13 protein-coding genes are annotated in these 18215 nt (G+C 33.4%); 4 read left to right on the top strand and 9 right to left on the bottom strand.

Translation table 11 applies throughout. The features are described from left to right. Positions 1-22: 22 nt before the first annotated feature. A complete protein-coding gene (yidD, locus tag HX049_RS13085) occupies positions 23-247 on the top strand; it encodes a membrane protein insertion efficiency factor YidD (protein ID WP_006259273.1) in 225 nt (74 codons plus the stop codon). Positions 248-408: 161 nt separating this feature from the next. Next, positions 409-1341, top strand: a complete 933-nt coding sequence (lgt, locus tag HX049_RS13090; protein WP_286416361.1) for a prolipoprotein diacylglyceryl transferase — start codon at positions 409-411, stop codon at positions 1339-1341. A gap of 40 nt (positions 1342-1381) precedes the next feature. On the opposite strand, the gene HX049_RS13095 is transcribed toward lgt, so the two are convergent. Continuing rightward, positions 1382-1570, bottom strand: a complete 189-nt coding sequence (locus tag HX049_RS13095; RefSeq protein ID WP_006260888.1) for a DUF4177 domain-containing protein — start codon at positions 1568-1570, stop codon at positions 1382-1384. A 213-nt stretch (positions 1571-1783) separates the two neighbouring features. Between HX049_RS13095 and HX049_RS13100 the strand changes: the two genes are divergently transcribed. Then, the gene (locus HX049_RS13100; protein WP_286416363.1) at positions 1784-3916 is read left to right on the top strand and encodes a class I SAM-dependent methyltransferase; all 2133 of its coding nucleotides are present in this window, start codon (positions 1784-1786) and stop codon (positions 3914-3916) included. Between the two features lie 110 nt (positions 3917-4026). On the opposite strand, the gene secDF is transcribed toward HX049_RS13100, so the two are convergent. The 8 genes from secDF to HX049_RS13140 form a co-directional block, all read right to left on the bottom strand. Beyond that, positions 4027-7017, bottom strand: a complete 2991-nt coding sequence (secDF, locus tag HX049_RS13105) for a protein translocase subunit SecDF (protein WP_025125188.1) — start codon at positions 7015-7017, stop codon at positions 4027-4029. A 143-nt stretch (positions 7018-7160) separates the two neighbouring features. Further along, a complete protein-coding gene (locus HX049_RS13110) occupies positions 7161-8090 on the bottom strand; it encodes a malate dehydrogenase (protein ID WP_286416364.1) in 930 nt (309 codons plus the stop codon). A gap of 76 nt (positions 8091-8166) precedes the next feature. Continuing rightward, positions 8167-10107, bottom strand: a complete 1941-nt coding sequence (gyrB, locus tag HX049_RS13115; protein ID WP_286416366.1) for a DNA topoisomerase (ATP-hydrolyzing) subunit B — start codon at positions 10105-10107, stop codon at positions 8167-8169. A 153-nt stretch (positions 10108-10260) separates the two neighbouring features. After that, positions 10261-10713 carry a hypothetical protein gene (locus HX049_RS13120; RefSeq protein ID WP_006259280.1) on the bottom strand — a complete coding sequence of 151 codons (453 nt, stop codon included), beginning with the start codon at positions 10711-10713 and terminating at the stop codon, positions 10261-10263. Positions 10714-10882: 169 nt separating this feature from the next. Next, positions 10883-12646 (bottom strand): TonB-dependent receptor, encoded by a 1764-nt coding sequence (locus HX049_RS13125; RefSeq protein ID WP_286416368.1) that lies wholly within the window; start codon positions 12644-12646, stop codon positions 10883-10885. Positions 12647-12669: 23 nt separating this feature from the next. Further along, positions 12670-15693, bottom strand: a complete 3024-nt coding sequence (locus HX049_RS13130) for a tetratricopeptide repeat protein (RefSeq protein WP_286416370.1) — start codon at positions 15691-15693, stop codon at positions 12670-12672. A gap of 271 nt (positions 15694-15964) precedes the next feature. Further along, positions 15965-16663: an LrgB family protein gene (locus HX049_RS13135; protein ID WP_071307296.1), complete on the bottom strand. Its 699-nt coding sequence runs from the start codon at positions 16661-16663 to the stop codon at positions 15965-15967. Further along, entirely contained in the window at positions 16660-17004 is a 345-nt protein-coding gene (locus HX049_RS13140; RefSeq protein ID WP_006263275.1) for a CidA/LrgA family protein, read from the bottom strand. The genes HX049_RS13135 and HX049_RS13140 overlap by 4 nt, the downstream gene beginning before the upstream one ends. A gap of 448 nt (positions 17005-17452) precedes the next feature. Between HX049_RS13140 and HX049_RS13145 the strand changes: the two genes are divergently transcribed. After that, entirely contained in the window at positions 17453-18142 is a 690-nt protein-coding gene (locus tag HX049_RS13145; RefSeq protein WP_006263274.1) for a cell division ATP-binding protein FtsE, read from the top strand. Positions 18143-18215: the final 73 nt, after the last annotated feature.

The raw sequence follows: 18215 nt of genomic DNA on the forward strand, positions 1-18215 counted from the left end.
ACACTTTCATATTTCTGTTACTATGCTAAAGAAAATATTAATATTCCCATTTGTAATATTAGTCCGTTTTTATCAGCTGGCTATTTCACCATTCTTCCCTCCTGCTTGTCGATACAGCCCTACTTGCTCACAATACACCTTAGAAGCACTAAAAAAACATGGGCTTTTTAAAGGTGGTTGGTTAGCTATAAAGCGAATCGCTAGTTGTGGACCATGGGGAGGTAAAGGATATGATCCAGTGCCTTAATTATTATTTAGATAAACTAGAAACTGGGGAACACAAAACAGGGAGCTGGTAACTGAAATAGAAAACAAAAAACAATGAAGTACTCTTGGGTGTAAACCACAATTACTCTTTTTAGAATAAAGATTATTTCATACATTTATCATCTAACAGTATAAAAAACTATGATACATTCATTACATATGATTTGGAACCCTTCAGAAGGGGTAGATTTAGGATTTATTAAACTGAGATATTACAGTCTTATGTTTGTAATCGCATTTGGTTTAGGATGGTTCTTAATGAAAAAGATATATGATCGCGAAGGACTAAGTGTTGAGAAACTAGACAAATTATTTATCTATACTGTATTAGCAACTTTAATAGGAGCTCGTCTAGGACATGTATTCTTCTACGATTGGGATTATTATAAAGATCACTTATTTGAAATTATATCACCAGTGCGTTTCACACCTAAGTTTGAAATCGTTGGTTTTAGTGGATTGGCAAGTCATGGTGCTGCTATTGCTATTATCACTGTTATGTATTTTTACAGTAAAAAGATTATTCAAAAACCTGTACTTTGGATATTAGATAGAGTAATCATCCCTGTGGCAATAGGGGGAGTTTTTGTTCGTTTAGGAAACTTCTTTAACTCAGAAATTATAGGACACGAAACTACGAATGCTTTAGGTATTCGATTTTTAAGAGATAAATTCTCTCCTAGAGAAGCGATGGAGATTACAGGAATTCCTGATTATAACCAAGCTTATGATGCGATAGCTCATAACCCACAGTTTGCAGAAGCTTTAAACCTAGTAGTAGCTAAACACCCTACTCAACTTTATGAGGCATTTGGATATATACTTGTTTTCATTATTGTTTACTATATGTACTGGAAGACAGATGCACGCAAAAAGTTAGGTTATATCTTTGGAGTGTTCTTAGTACTACTGTGGATGGTAAGATTTATAGTAGAATATATGAAAGAGAGTCAAGGAGGTTTTGAAGATCAACTAGGTAATATTTTATCAACCGGACAATGGTTAAGTATTCCATTTATCATCGTAGGGATTTACTTATGGGTTACTGCCAAGAATAGAGTATACGAATCATAAATATACAGAGAGCTAATCTATCTAGATTAGCTCTCTTTTTTTATATTTCTCTCTTGAAAGTATAATAGATCCTTTGTGTTGTACTCCCCATAATACAAGGGGCTGTAGACACTAGCTCCCATCCTTGACTTCCTAGATCATTTAGTGTATCATCAGTCTCCTTCATTTCCATTTTTGCAAAGAATCCACTAGTCACTACTTCAATTGTTTTGTATTCAAATCGTTTCATAATATTGTAATTAGTTCATTCTAAGATAATCAATTAAACATTACCTCTGGAAATAATTTTCTATTGTTTTGGCTGATTCTAACGTACCCTATTTTTAACTAAGGATAAAAATTTTTTAGTTAGTAACATCAATATTATTGGATATTCTTTTCTTTTTAACGAACAATTTCACAGATAAAATCACTACTTTTCTGAATGTAAACAAGGCATTCAATGGATAAGAACTATACGACTCAGGATAGAGGAAATAAAAAAGACTACCAGCAATATTTAGAAGCAATGGACACGATAGCTATCGAGAAGGTAGCTTCTGCAAGTGTGTTCTTTGAGGCAAAAGAGGGAAATGTACTAGTAGATGTAGGAATGGCCTCAGGAACGAGTACAGCTATATTAGCTCAACTATTTCCTAAACTACAAATAATAGGTATTGATATCAATCCTAAAATGGTTCAATTCGCTGAAGAAACGTATAACCTTCCAAATCTCTCGTTCCAAGAAGATGATGGTGAAAAACTATTGACTTTTGAAAAGAATACAATTAGTGGATTCTTTAATTGTTCTGCCATTCACCATATTACTTCATATAACGACTATGACAATAACAGAGCATACAATACACTTCGCAGACAAGTAGAGTTATTGAAAGATAAAGGAGTGCTAGTCATTCGTGATTTTGTCAAAGTAGAACAACAAGAAGTTATATTAGAACTATCTACTCTAACTAAAGAGGGTAATCCCAGTGATGCAGAATTGTTCATTCAATTTTCCCAAACGGCTAGATCACTAGCAACAGAAAAAGGTTTTCCCATTGAAGAAATAGAGGCTCTAAAGCCTAATACAAAGCGATTTCATGCATTTTATACTGATGTAGTAGAGTTTATTCGTCGCAAAGATTATTATGCGAATTGGGACATTGAATTACAAGAAGAGTATGGATATTATACACAACAAGAATTTGAAACAATCTTTAAGGAACTAGGATTGCGAATCATTATATCTACTCCTATCTACAATCAATGGATCATTAATAACCGGTATAAAGACCGGTTTACAATCTATAACTTAGCAGGAGAAGAAATAGGCTTTCCTCCTACGAATTATCTGATTGCAGGAGAAAAAGTATCTGGTGGAAAACAGTTACAATTAACTAGACATTTACCTAAAAACAATACACCATTCTTAACCTTATCTACCTTTAAAAATATAAAGACAAATAGGTTATATGATATTGTAAAACGACCAAATAAAGTAATAGATATTATTCCTTACAGAAATAGTGATACAGGCTTAAAGGTAATCGCTAAACATGGATACCCTCGTCCATTAGCTAATGTCAAAACAGATAGTTCTATCTTAGATAATAAACAATATAGCGGCTATATACCTGAAGGACTTGCAATAGCTGAAACAGATAATATAAAATCAGAAATAGAGAACAGATTTAATATAAAACTTGGGGAATATGAGACTACTTATACTTCCCTAAACTACTACACCTCTCCAGGCGGTATCAATGAAAAGGTAACTTCTATGCTCATAGAACTACACTCGCCTATTTCATTAAATACTCCATTAAACGAAGGGTATTCAGGTTTTAAAGATTCTGGTTATTTACATGAATACGATGCTATACAACTCCTTAATACTGCTCAGACAGGTGCATTAGTAGAGGCTAGATTAGAAGTGAATATCTATAATCTATTTTTAAAGTTAAACATACCATTACCTAAATGGTTAGGACAAAAAACAACTATACAAAATGTAGAGAAAATTCAGGCAACTGATTTAGAAAAACTATTACAACTCAATACAAAAGAATACATCTATAATGACAGTCAAGCTGGTTTCTTAAAGACACACAGAGCTTCTTTTGAAGCAACAGGTATTAATAAAGATTCTGCGATACTAGAATATGTATCCCCTACTCAATATAGTACTAATACGGTAGTGACTCTCTCAGTATTTGAAAACAATGAAGCCTTTTATGTAGGTCTAGAAACTAGAAGCCTTCCTGTACCACAAATATTCACTAACAATAGTACGATTATAACGGTACCAGCATTTCGGTTACCTAAAGAGGTTAAAAACTACCATGATCTAGAACAATATCTGAATACCCTGAAGTTTGGCAATAGCAATGTAATTGGATACTCTAAGTTAGGAGAAAAGTACTTTCCTAGTATAGGAATTACACCTGAACAAGTATATCCGTACATTATCCATTTAGATCAGCCTACTGATACACTACATTGGATAAAAATAAATGACCTGATCAATAATCTAGACAAGATAGTTGATGCTCATCTCCTAATAGCATTATGTCGATTATATCATAGTCAACAATAAAACAATTAGATTACTAGCCTAACTAACACTAGTCATTGACTAGTGCTAAAATAAAAAAGCCACTCCATTGCGGAGTGGCTTTTTATATAAATACAAGTTCTAAGATAGAATTAGTTTTTCTCAACTAACATCTCCTCTTGAGCTTCTCTATGTCTTCTTTCGATTTCTTCTTTATCTTTTCTTGGCATAGTATCCACTAATACTGGAGTAGCTAAGAATAATGAAGAATAAGTACCTACAATAATACCGATTAACATCGCAAAGATAAATCCTCTGATTGAATCACCTCCGAATACGAACATGATTAATAATACTAGGATTAAAGTAAGCGAAGTATTAATAGTTCTCGATAATGTAGTATTTACTGAATCATTAACGATCTTATTGAAATCACCTTTTGTTTTACCAGCGATGTACTCACGTACACGGTCAAATACAATTACGGTATCATTCATAGAATAACCAATAACAGTTAAGATCGCAGCGATGAAGTGCTGGTCAATTTCCATATGCCAAGGCATAAACTTATATGTTAATGAGTAAATACCTAATACAAAGATAACGTCGTGCGCAACAGAAACAATAGCTCCTAATGAATACTGCCATTTTCTAAAAGAAATAACTAAGTAAATAAAGATAGCAGCCATAGACCCTAATACAGCCCAATATGCATTCTGTTTAACGTCTTTTGCCATACTTGGTCCAACTTTAGAAGCTTGGATAACTCCTAATGTTTTTCCTTCTGTAGCATTAACGAACTCTTCATAAGTCATAGGAGATGAATAGTACCCTTTTAACCCTTCGTATAACTTCTCGTTTACTTCTTGGTCTACTGCAGCACCTTCTTCTTCAACTTTATATTTAGTAGTAAGTTTTAACTGTTGTTTATTTCCGAATACTTTCGCTTCAACATTTACACCAAATACTTCTCCTAACTTATCACTTACTTCGTTAGCTGTAACTTCTTTATCAAACTTAACTTGGAATGTTCTACCTCCAACAAAGTCAGTTCCTTGGTCAAATCCGTTGATTGCAAATGAAGCAAAAGAAACCACTACAATGATTAATGATAAACCATAAGTAGCTTTCTTCATTTTTAAGAAATCAAAGTTGAAGTTTGTAAACCAGTTTTTAGTAATATTTGTACTGAATGCTAAAGTTCTACCAGCTTTAACGTCTCTATCCATAAAGATACGAGCGATAAAGATTGAAGTAAATAATGAAGTAGCAATACCGATTAACAATGTCGTAGCAAATCCTTTAATAGGTCCAGATCCAAAAGCGAATAAGATAACCCCTGTTAAGATATGTGTAACGTTAGCATCAACAATTGGACGCATAGCACCATGCCAGCTATAAGATTCTTTAATCGTATCTGCAAGACTCATTCCCTTACGCAAACATTCTTTTGCTCGTTCAGAAATAATAATATTCGCATCCACTGCAGTACCCATAGTTAATACGATACCTGCAATACCTGGTAATGTCAATACAGCACCTAAACTAGCAAGGATACCAAATAAGAATAATAAATTCGCTAATAAGGCAATATTTGCATACCATCCAGCTCTACCGTAGTAGAATGCCATCCAAGCAGCAACAATAATTAAACCAGCCACAGCAGATAACATACCAGCATCGATAGCTTGTTGTCCTAACGATGGTCCTACGATTTCGGATTGAACGATATCTGCACCTGCAGGTAATTTACCAGCACGTAAGATATTCGCTAAGTCTTTCGCATCAGCAACAGTAAAGTCACCTGAGATAGATGATCTACCACCAGAGATAGGTCCACTAGTAACACCTGGAGCTGAATAAACGATATTATCTAATACAATAGCAATATTAGAATGCTCTGTATAAGCTTTTCCTGTTAACTCTTCCCATACTTTAGCTCCTTTAGGACTCATTGTCATCCCTACTACAGGACGGCTAAATTGATCATACTCATCTTGAGCACCAGTAATAACGCTTCCACTTAAAGGAGGAATACCTTCTCTATTTGTTTTTAAAGCATATAACTCAACTAAATCAGGAGCTTTTTTACTTGGTTTACCCCATGCAAAACGAGCATATTTTTGATCTGCTGGTAATAAGTTACGTACATCAGCTCTGTTTAAATAAGCATTTACTTTAACTGTATCTTTCGTTTGGAAATATCCTAAGATTGGGCTTCCTTGTTGTCCACCCATTGCGAATAAGTCTAATAAAGGGTTGAATTCCTTATTAGCTGCATTCCCCATAGAGTCTTTTGCTACAGTACCTAATAATGCTTCAACATCTGAGTTAGTTGTTGTATTATCAGTAGCAGTCTCTTTTTGATTAGCTTGCTTTTCAGTTGTTTTTAAGTACTCATTAGCAGCCATGATATAGTTTCCTATTTCATCTACTTTATAAGTTTCCCAAAACTCTAACTGAGCAGTACTTTGTAATAAATTTTTAATACGATCTACGTCTTTTGCTCCTGGAAGCTCAACTAAGATACGCCCTGTATCACCTAACATTTGAATATTTGGCTGAGAAACCCCGAACTTGTCGATACGCTCTCTGAATACACGGTAAGCACTCTCTATAGATTCTTTTACTTTTTTATCTAAGATAGACTTTACTTGGCTATCAGACATTCCAACAGTAATCTCACTTAAGTTTCTGTTTGCAAAAATATCTGCAGATGCTAATTTTACATTCCCTTTTGATTCTTTATCAAAAGCAGTGTAAAAAGCATCTAAGTAACTTTGATTACCTTGTCTTTGTGATTCAGCTTCTGCTAACGCTTTATTGAACGTAGCGTTCTTTGAATTATTAGCTAAACCTTTTAAAATGTCTTTGATTGATATTTGCAACGTAACATTAATACCTCCTTCTAAGTCTAATCCTTTATTGATTTGCTTAGCTCTCACTTCATTGAATGTTTGTCCTAAAAATACCGTTTGGTTACCAATTGAATCAAGGTATTGTAATTCTTTTGTCGAATCTCCACCAGCAAAAGCTTTCGCTTTATCCTCATAATGGTTGGTAACAAAGGTAAATGACAGTTGGTAAATACTTACCAATGCAAAGATAATTGCAAAAAATTTAACGAGTCCTTTGTTTTGCATTATTACTAAAAATTAATTATTTACTTTTTTTAAAACGAGCAAATATATGATATAGACAATGATTAAGCAATTCTTTGACTAAGAATATCAGTAAAAAGAGCTTTTTTCCATTACATATATTTTAACAATTAAACAATCTTTTACTATTCAATTGTTAATTCCTTATTTGTATCCCTAACAGCATTTACACTATCAGCAAATTTCTGAGATTCCTCCTCATTTAATTTTAATTCTACAATCTCCTCTATTCCTTCTTTTCCAATAACACAAGGAACTCCTATACACAATCCTTCTTGCCCGTACTCACCTTGTAAGTATACAGAGCATGGGATTAACTTTTTAAAGTCATTTAAGATACTATCCACAACATTAGCTACAGCTGCTCCAGGTGCATACCATGCAGATGTTCCTAATAACTTTGTTAGAGTAGCTCCACCCACCATTGTTGATTTACATACTTCTTCTTGTTCTGCTTTTGTCAACAACTCACTCACTGGAATACCTTTATAAGTAGCCAATCTGATTAATGGAATCATTGTAGTATCTCCATGTCCTCCAATAACCATTCCTTCAATATCTCCAACAGGTTTATTTAGTTTTTGAGATAAGAAATATTTAAAACGTGAAGAGTCTAAAGCCCCTCCCATACCTATTACTTTCTTACGATCTAATCCTGATATTTTTAAAGCTGCTAGAGTCATTGTATCAAGAGGGTTAGTCACTATCACAAAAATAGCATTAGGAGAGTATTTTAAAACACTTTCCATAACTGACTTTACTACTGATGCATTAGTACCTATTAATTCCTCACGAGTCATTCCTGGTTTTCTTGGAATTCCTGAAGTAACTACTACTACCTCACTATTAGCTGTTAAACTATAGTCATTAGTACTTCCCTTAACAATAGTATCAAATTTAGAGTTAGATGCACATTGCATGATATCCATTGCTTTACCTTCTGCATATCCTTCTGCAATATCAACTAAAACTACTTCACTAGCGATTCTTCTATTAGCAATAACGTCAGCACATGTAGCCCCAACATTTCCTGCTCCAATAATTGTAACTTTCATAACTTTATATCTTTTTATTAAAAAAAGGTCAAGGCATATAATATGCTTGACCTTTATAATTTTACATATTTAAATACTAAGCATCAATTTTAGCATAAGTAGCATTTTTCTCAATAAAATCTCTACGTGGTGGAACTTCGTCTCCCATCAACATAGAGAATACTCTATCTGCCTCTTGTAAACTATCTATTGTTACTTGTCTAAGAATTCTATGTTCTGGATTCATTGTAGTATCCCATAATTGCTCAGCATTCATCTCTCCAAGACCTTTATAACGCTGAACACTTGATCCACTTCCCATTTTCTCCATCAACTCAAGACGTTCTTCATCTGTCCATGCATATTCTTTACGTTGCCCTTTTTTAACCATATATAATGGAGGTGTAGCAATATAAACATATCCATTTTCTATTAACCCTCTCATATAACGGAAGAAGAAAGTTAAAATCAACGTTGCGATGTGGCTACCGTCCACATCGGCATCACACATGATTACTACTTTATGATAACGTAATTTCTCAAGATTTAATGCTTTACTATCCTCTTCTGTTCCCATCGTAACACCTAAAGCAGTAAAGATATTCTTAATCTCTTCGTTTTCGAATACTTTGTGTCCCATTGCTTTTTCTACGTTAAGAATCTTACCTCTTAATGGTAGAATTGCTTGGAAGTTACGATCACGTCCTTGTTTTGCAGTACCTCCAGCAGAGTCTCCCTCCACTAGGAATACTTCACATTTAGAAGCGTCTTGTTCAGAACAATCAGATAACTTTCCAGGTAGTCCACCACCAACCATAACAGTCTTACGTTGAACCATCTCACGTGCTTTCTTAGCAGCATGCCTAGCTTGAGCAGCTAAAATAACCTTTTGAACAATAATCTTAGCATCATTTGGATGTTCTTCTAAATAGTTCTCTAGCATTTCTGCTACAGCCTGACTCACAGGAGATACAACCTCTCTATTACCAAGTTTTGTCTTTGTTTGTCCTTCGAATTGAGGCTCCATTACCTTCACAGAGACAATTGCAGTCAATCCTTCTCTAAAGTCATCACCTGTAATTTCGAATTTAAGCTTCTCTAACATCCCTGAAGCATCTGCATATTTCTTCAATGTTCTAGTAAGCCCCATACGGAATCCTTGTAGGTGTGTTCCTCCTTCATGCGTATTAATATTATTCACGTAAGAATAAATATTCTCTGCATAAGTATCATTATAAACTAATGCAACTTCAACAGGGATTTCTCCTTTATCAAGTTCCATAGAGATTACATCTTCAATAATTGGCACACGGCTACCATCTAAGAATTTAATAAACTCTTTTAATCCTTCTTTTGAGAAGAATACTTCATGTTTAGGCTCACCATTGTCTTCAATAACTCGTTTATCTGTAAGTGTTATCTTTAATCCTTTATTTAAGAAAGATAATTCTCTTAAACGTCCAGCTAAAGTGTCGTACGAATACTCAAGAGTTTGCGTAAAAATAGTATGGTCTGGTTTAAATGTAACCGATGTTCCTCGTTTATCTGTTTCACCAATAACTTTTACTGGGAATAAAGCTTTACCACGCGAATATTCTTGTTCGTAAATTTTCCCTTCACGATAAACAGTTGCTCTTAACAAATCAGATAATGCGTTCACACACGATACCCCCACTCCGTGAAGACCTCCAGATACCTTATAAGAATCCTTGTCAAACTTCCCTCCAGCACCAATCTTTGTCATTACTACTTCTAAAGCAGACACTCCTTCTTTTTTGTGGATGTCTACTGGGATACCACGTCCATTATCTTCTACAGTAATAGAATTATCCTCGTTTATAGTAACGCTTATTGTATCACAATAACCAGCTAAAGCCTCATCAATTGAGTTATCAACCACTTCATATACTAAATGGTGTAATCCTCTTACTCCTACATCACCAATATACATCGAAGGACGCATCCTTACGTGTTCCATTCCCTCAAGAGCTTGAATGCTATCCGCTGAATAATTATTCTTATTTGTTTCTTGGCTCATAATAATAATCTAAAATATCTAACGTACAAATATAACAATTATCAAAGACTTTATCAACTCTAAACAAGCCTAAAATGCATATCTCTCACAAATAAAAACAAAAAAACGCAGATGTTTTCACACCTGCGTTTCATACTTTTTTATAAAGGACTTTTACATTAATTCATGAATTGTAAATTCACAATTGTTAAATGTAAATCTCTCATGTACTTTTCTTCCTAATAACTCCTTGGCGATTGGAGCATCCATAGAAACGGCTAATACAGAACGGTCGTCTAAAACAATTTTTGGCAAAGCTGCTGAGAAAAATAAATACACTGAATTTACTTGTACTAAACTTCCAAATTCTACTACAGAACTCACTTTTTCATCATCTATTTTAGCAACTATATCTCGCATAGCTATATTTTCTAAAATCTTCTTACTCAAGTTTTCTTGTTCTAAATGCATCATTGACAAGCCTGTCTCGTGTTTGTCTCCAGCAGAACTTTTGGCGTCGTTCTGCGCGTCGATTGTCAAATCTTCTACAATTCCTTGCAACGCTTCCACCTTGTCATTTAACCGTTCTAAACAAATTGTTTTTAACTTCTTTTTTAATGTCATCATTACGTCTTTAAAATTTCTTTCTTTGCGAAATCGAAAGAAAATACATGTTTTGTTGTTTGTAACGACAAAAGTAAGTTATTAATCAATGAAAAAAAACAGTATTGTGCACCTTTTAGCGAATTTTAGTCATAAATTATCAGTTTTTAGCTTTTTTTCTGATTACAAAATCTCAAAAATCGAATTTATACATTGCTCCTCCCATAATCTGTAAACCTTGCACCTTAAAATTATCCCATTGATTATATTTCTGATTAAATAAGTTATTGGCTTTTAAGAACATAGTCCAATTTTTAGTTGGCCTATACCCTACTTTCATATTTAAATCAACATAATCTTTCAATTCTACAACTGATGGATCTCCCCATGTATTATAATCCCCTATAAGCCCAGTAGAATCAATTACAAAAACATCTTTGCGTTTTCCTACATAAAATACATCTACACCTGCAAACCATTGTTCTGTAAAATCAAATTTAAAATCAGCTCCTGCTTTTACTTTTGGTAAATTCCAAGCTTCTAAAGAATTTGTATTATAGTTATTATATTCTCCATGAACTCCTATAGAAACATTCTCTTCGAAGTCAAAACGCAATTCCCCAAACAGATTCAATGTCTTCACATCTCCATATTGCACTCCAAATGAGTTTCCAAACATATATGGTATTCTACTTCTATTCAAAGTATATTCATTGTGCAAAAACATAGCCTTGTCTTTCTCTCTTTTGTAAGATCCCTTGATGTTATAAGAGATATTATTATCTAATTTCCCTTTTAATCCAAGATAAATATCATATTTCTTATCAGTAGGAGTAATCAGAATATCTGGAGAAATGAAAGGGTTTTCTTCTGAAAACTGTTGAAAAGAGTTCTGTTGCAACCCTCCTTCTATCCCAGCATAAGTAACTAATAATCCAGAAACTAAATCATAAGAAGCTTTAACTTGTGGATAGATATAAAAATTATTCTCTGATTTACCAGCTAATTCTCCATTGTTAAAGAAAACACCTACTCCTACTTGTACAGAATAGTTATCATCTCTAAATGTAAGACTAGGTTGAGCACCAAGATTTAAATGATTATACTTCGTTGTTCCCCCTATAAATGAGTTTTTATATGATGTGCCTACATAATCAACAACAACTCCAACATTCAACTCCCCTAAATCTAAAGCTGTTTTTACATTTGGTCTAATCTTAAAACGATTTTCTACCGTTCCAAAATCATCCCAAAAATAATCATATCTAAAATCCAATCCTGTAAAAGGGTTATTTCTAAACTCTAAAGCTCCATTTACAAAAACATTTTTATAGTGTTGAGATTCGTCTATTCCAGAAATATCACCTTGATTAAAGTCAATTTGTTTCGTTGGTAATCCATAATAATTACTCAATTGGTATCTAGCACCTGCTTCTACTGTCCAACCAAAATTCTTTAATTGTCCACCATAAACCAAACCTCCTTTTGTATTAGAGAAACTATCGTCTAAAAGTAAATTCTTAATTCCACCTTGAGAAGAAAAGTGACTAGCATATCCTGCTAAAAAACTATTCTTATTTAAGTGTTGACTTAAGAACACCTCTCCATTCAGATTAGTATAATTACCTGCAGAAAAAAGAGCATAATTATTAAAGCTTTTCAACCTACTTGTTCTTTCTACTTCTGCTGCTTTTCCTTTCTCAGGTACAAAAGTAGATGCTACAGGAAAAGAACTAATAGTATAAATTACATCCTTCTTATTACCTGTAGTTTCATCGTCATTATTAGCTGTAGTACGAACTTTAAAAGCATCCGAAATTGTTGCATCATAAGCCCTTACTACATTAACAACCTCTGTACCTAATTTACTTGCTTCCGTATTTTTATCTTGAGCATAACCTGCTATTCCCCCTAGAGTTAAAACAGATAATATCGTATATATATTCTTATTGTTCATTATAATATTTTCTATATTAAAAATTATTGAGCAATCGAAGAGTTTCGTTTAGCCTCTTGCGCTGTTATTTTTTGAAGTTCATCTTTAGCTTCTTTTACCACATCTGAATAGTCAGTAAAGTTCTTAGTAACGCTTTCTAAAATATAAGTAGCTTGATAACTATCTTTTAATTGATAGAAGTTCTTTGCCATTAATACTAATCCTTTAGCACCATAATACTTATAACCCGAATAGTCTTTCGCTAATTTCTGTACACTCTCATTAGACGCCTCATACTTAGCCTCTTTATTCTTAAAGTAAGCATCATAATACATCGCCTCTGCAGCTAATTCCCCTTTTGCTATCTTTAATACCTCTTGATAGCCTTTCTTAGCTTTAGCTTCATCATTAGTAGCCATAGCCGTTCTAGCAATAACTATTTGCGCATCACCTTTTACTTTATTATCTGTTTTAGCCATTTTTAATACAGCTTCAGCATATTGAAGGGCTTCACTATAGCTATTTTGCTCATAGCTCAACTTCATTAAATTAGACTTAGCAAACACTACATTCTGTTCTTGTGCTGCCTCTGCATCTAAACGTTTTAAAGTAGTTATAGCCTTTGCTGTATTTTTATTTTTCAAATAAATTTCAGCCAAACGAGCAAGAGAAATCTCTGAGAACTCATTCTTATCCTTAGAGATTACTACTTCATAGTGAGCGGTAGCCTTATCTAGATTATTCTCAGCAAAATACATTTGTCCTAAATAAAAATGAGCTTGTAACGCCTTCTGTCCTGTCGGGAAACTTTTTAGGTATTTCTCATATCCATCTATAGCCGATTGTGTATTATTTTGGATATACTGTTTCTCAGCTGACTCGTAAGTATCTTTATCTAGTTCAGCATCGGTTACTTGGATAAAAGAAAGACCTTTAACCCATGCAGCATATTCATCTACCTTTCCATTATCCACATAGATTAGTCGTGCATTTTGAACCGCTTCGATAGCCTCAGAAGATTCTGGAGACTCTTTTACTATTTGTTTAAATTTAGCTAACGCCTGATCAGGTTTATTGTCGTTATAGTTAATCAAACCTTGTCTCAAGATAGCTCTAGCCTTATAGCTTGATGTAGGATAATCTTTCAACATTTTATCAAAAGCACTTAATGCCTTTTGACTTTGATTCATAACGTCATAAGTCACCCCTATCTCATATTGAGCATCATCAGCCATATTAGAAGTAGGATAATCTTTTACAAACTTCGTTAAGTCTTCTATTTTACGAGGATTACGATCTACGAATCCATAGCTAATTGCCTTTTGAAAACGTGCATATTCTACATCAGCTTTATTTGCCTCAATAACTTTATTATAAGACTCCATCGCAGGCCAATACTTCCCAGTCACAAAATTACAATCTCCTTGTCTTAGGTAGGCATCTAGACGACGCGCCTCATCTTTAGGATTTTCATCTGTGTATTTTTTAAAATAATCCGCTGCTGTAACATAGTCTTTCAATTTAAAGTATGAATATGCTAGATTGTAATACAAATTATTACGTTCAGATAATCCCTTAGACGCTGTATTTTGATCAAATGCTTTGAACTGAGTAATAGATTCGTTAAAGTCATTTAAATAAAACAATGTCTCACCCTTCCAATATTGAGCCTTTGCAGTATATTTTAAATTTTGCTTCTCTGCTAGAGATCTATCAAAAAGACTTAATGCTTCCCTATAACTCCCTTCATTGAACAATTCTTGACCACGCAAGAATGTCACTTGTTGATACACCTCTTTATTTCCTACAGAACGATTCTTTTCTAATAGAACTAAAGCCTCTTTATAATTTTTAGAAGAAACATACGAGTCGATTAAAAGACCTTCTATCTCTCCGCGATAAGACGAATTAGGATATTTACTAATATAAGCATTTAATACAGCAGGTGTACTCTCATAAGCATTCCCGATATCATAACTAAGTTTCGCATAGTTTAAGAAAGCATCTTCTTGGATCCCTGCGTCAAAACGCATTTCAGAAGCATTCTTAAAAGCATTTAGAGCTTGCGTTTTTTTATGTGTTTGAAGGTAACTTTCTCCTAAGTGGTAATATGCATTCTGCGCAATACCATTATCTCCACTGATAATTTTATTAAATTGCTCAATAGCCTTAGGATAATCTTTTGATTTATAATAAGTATATCCTAATTGGTAAAAGTCAGTATTACTCCACTTTCCTCCTTTACCTTGATAAGCTAATAAATGAGGTAGCGCTTTATCATATTGCTTTAAGTTAAAATAACTCTCCCCAACTATTTTAGACAACTCTGATTTCTCTTCAGGAGTCGCTTTTGTCATTTGAGAAGTCCCTTGTTCTATAGCCGTTTGAAAGTTTCCTGTCTTAAAACTCATGTCTGCTTGATAGTACCCCATCTTCTCTTGGTAAGAAGACTTAGTTTCTACTTTGTCAAACAATTTTTTTGCATCGTCAAAATTATCTGAGTCATAAGCAATATATCCTAGATAATATGTTGCTTGCTCCCCCCATTCTCCACGAGTATTTACTTTCTTTAAATAGCGTTCTGCTTCTTTTTTATTTTTTGTATAGAAGTAACTATATCCCTTCTGAAAGTTAAAACGATCTAACTTCTTCTCATTAGTAATTGCGTTTTCTTTCACTTTTACAGCGTACTGCAGGGCTTTAGGAAAATCTCCTTTGCTGAAATAATAATCTGTAACCTCTACATAAGCCTGATTTTGCTTAGAACTAGTAGGGTACTTCTTCACAAATTCATCTATCTTATCTTCAGCTCCTTCTTGATTCAACTTAATAGCACAATACGCGATATAATAAGCACAATCAGCCTCTACCTCCGTATTTTCGCCTACATGAGCTTGTTTTACTTTCGTGAATAACAATTGCGCAGCTAAATATTGTTCTTCATTATACAATGCTACAGCATGATTATAATCAGCCAATCTCTCTACATAAGCAGCTGATTGTTGAGCACTTGCAGTTATACTCCCCAGTGCAAGAGTTAATAAAGTTAACCTATTATTTTTGTGCATTTCCATTCAGATTTATATAACGTCAAATATATCATTTTATACTCTTTTAAACTTATTTTTCAGCAATATATTGCCCTAATTGTTATCAAAAATATATTTAAATTAAAATTACACCTCTTGCTCAGCAATAAAAAAACATGATAAATTATATCTTTTTGAGATTTAATAAATCGCATTTCACAAGAAAATAGCAAAAAACATAATAAAGAAACACTCCTTGATACAAAAAATCCCAATTCAAAAGAATTGGGATCATATAAAAAAGTCTTTATTACAAATAGGAAGATAACAATCCTAAGATAATAGGAGCTAATACAGCAGTAAAAATTCCGTTAAAAATCATCCCCACACTAGCGAAGGCTCCATACTTATTACTCACCTCCATTGCCTTCATCGTACCCATTGCATGAGAAGAAGTCCCCATAGCTATTCCTTGTGACATTGGATTACTTATACGAGTAAGGTTAAGTACCTTAAATCCCACCATACTACCAAATATCCCCGCTATCATAACAGCAGCGGCAGTTACAGACGGAATACCATTAACTGACTTAGATATCTCTAAGGCTATAGGTGTACTAACTGACTTAGGAGCTAGTGATAAAATAATCTCTTGATCTGCACCTGTCATCTTAGCTAGTATCACTACTGACACTACCCCTACAACACATCCTATTAATTGGCTAATTAAAATAGGAAACAACTGTTTTTTAATTTTTTCCCACTGAACATATAAAGGAACTGCTAACGCTACAATAGATGGCTTTAAAAAGAAATCGATATATTTACCTGCCTCTTCATAATTTTGATATGGTATTTTTAAAAAATATAAATACCCCATCAAAACCACCATAGACAAGATAATAGGATTAAATATAATCCATTTTTTCTTTTCACTTAAAGCTATTCCTAAAGCATATAAAGCTAAAGTCAGAAATAACAAAAATGTTGGATTGGCTAAAAAATTCATTTTTTTCTTCTTAATAATTGATGAGTAAATCCAGTTACAAAAATCACTATCACTGTACTTACCAGTGTAGCTACAACAATAGGTACAATCGACTGACTAAGAATTCCGAAATAATTCAACATAGCCACACAAGGCGGAACAAAGAATATTCCCATGTTTTTAATTAAGAAATTAGTAATACCACCTATTGATTCTACTTTTACCCACCTCAGTTTTAACATTGTCCATAATGTGATTAGACCGATGATACTTGATGGTAATTTTAATCCTGTGAGATACACCACTAACTCTCCAAAGGCTAGACAACCTATCACGATTGCCACCTGCTTAATTAAATTCATTTTATTTAAATATTTATCACAAAATTACTAAATACAATCTCCATGAAAGAAACAAAACAGATAAAAATAAATTATTTAACAACTAGACAACTAACCCAAAAACATCACTTCAACAATAAAAAAGAATCAATCACTTAGCTTTTTGGTAACTTTCACTTAATCTTATATTCAAAAAATTAGAGCAACTTTGTCATGTAAACAAAAAGAAAAATATGTAAATAAAATATAGATTAAATTGGTTAGTTAGAACAAAAGGAGAGGTCTACAACAGATCTCTCCTTTTGATTTAACTACTTACTACATCAGTTTATTTTACATTATTTACACTCCACAATAAGACCTCAATCTCATTTTTTCTTAAAAATCACATTCGATATAGATATTTTCAGCTCTACTATACTTTATTATTGTTTATCTTAGTATTTTTACCACAAAATACACGATTATTATGTCTAAAACAGTTTTATCCCTACAAGGAGTTGATATCTACCAGAACAAACATAAAGTACTTTCTAATGTTAACTTAGAAGTAAATAAGGGAGAATTTTTATATATAATCGGAAAGACAGGCGCAGGTAAAAGTAGCTTTATGAAAACGCTGTACGCAGACCTTCCTTTAGAAGTAGGCGAAGGTTCTATCGTAGACTACGACCTGAAGACCTTAAAAGAAAAAGATATTCCATACTTAAGAAGATCACTAGGTATCGTATTCCAAGACTTTAAACTACTTCCTGACAGAACAGTCTATGGAAACTTATACTTTGCTTTAAAAGCAACAGGATGGTCAGAAAAAGAAGCGATGGATAGAAAAATACACGAAGTATTAGACAATGTAAATATGCTAGCCCATATCGAAAAAATGCCTCACCAACTATCAGGAGGGGAACAACAACGTATCGCTATAGCTAGAGCATTGCTAAATGATCCTGATCTAATCCTAGCTGATGAACCAACAGGTAACTTAGACCCTCAGACTAGTGCTGAAGTAATGGAACTTCTACTTAAAATTAATAAGAATGGTAGAACTATTATCATGGTAACACATGATTATGCCTTGTTATTAAAATTTCCTGCTAAAACATTAAAATGTGACGATGGTACCCTATTCGAAGTAGTACACAGAACATCACAAAATTAATCGAGTAGGAGGCTGAAGATTATTTCTTCAGCCGACCTCTCACACCACCTGGCATACGGATCCGTACCAAGGC

It is taken from the genome of Myroides odoratimimus, assembly GCF_030326305.1.
Lineage (GTDB): Bacteria > Bacteroidota > Bacteroidia > Flavobacteriales > Flavobacteriaceae > Flavobacterium > Flavobacterium odoratimimum_A.

Coding starts and splice junctions, on each gene's coding strand:
- HX049_RS13120 (WP_006259280.1), bottom strand. CDS start 10,713: ATGATGACATTAAAAAAGAAGTTAAAAACAATTTGTTTAGAACGGTTA.
- lgt (WP_286416361.1), top strand. CDS start 409: ATGATACATTCATTACATATGATTTGGAACCCTTCAGAAGGGGTAGAT.
- HX049_RS13140 (WP_006263275.1), bottom strand. CDS start 17,004: ATGAATTTAATTAAGCAGGTGGCAATCGTGATAGGTTGTCTAGCCTTT.
- HX049_RS13110 (WP_286416364.1), bottom strand. CDS start 8,090: ATGAAAGTTACAATTATTGGAGCAGGAAATGTTGGGGCTACATGTGCT.
- yidD (WP_006259273.1), top strand. CDS start 23: ATGCTAAAGAAAATATTAATATTCCCATTTGTAATATTAGTCCGTTTT.
- gyrB (WP_286416366.1), bottom strand. CDS start 10,107: ATGAGCCAAGAAACAAATAAGAATAATTATTCAGCGGATAGCATTCAA.
- HX049_RS13095 (WP_006260888.1), bottom strand. CDS start 1,570: ATGAAACGATTTGAATACAAAACAATTGAAGTAGTGACTAGTGGATTC.
- HX049_RS13130 (WP_286416370.1), bottom strand. CDS start 15,693: ATGCACAAAAATAATAGGTTAACTTTATTAACTCTTGCACTGGGGAGT.
- HX049_RS13125 (WP_286416368.1), bottom strand. CDS start 12,646: ATGAACAATAAGAATATATATACGATATTATCTGTTTTAACTCTAGGG.
- HX049_RS13145 (WP_006263274.1), top strand. CDS start 17,453: ATGTCTAAAACAGTTTTATCCCTACAAGGAGTTGATATCTACCAGAAC.
- HX049_RS13135 (WP_071307296.1), bottom strand. CDS start 16,663: ATGAATTTTTTAGCCAATCCAACATTTTTGTTATTTCTGACTTTAGCT.
- HX049_RS13100 (WP_286416363.1), top strand. CDS start 1,784: ATGGATAAGAACTATACGACTCAGGATAGAGGAAATAAAAAAGACTAC.
- secDF (WP_025125188.1), bottom strand. CDS start 7,017: ATGCAAAACAAAGGACTCGTTAAATTTTTTGCAATTATCTTTGCATTG.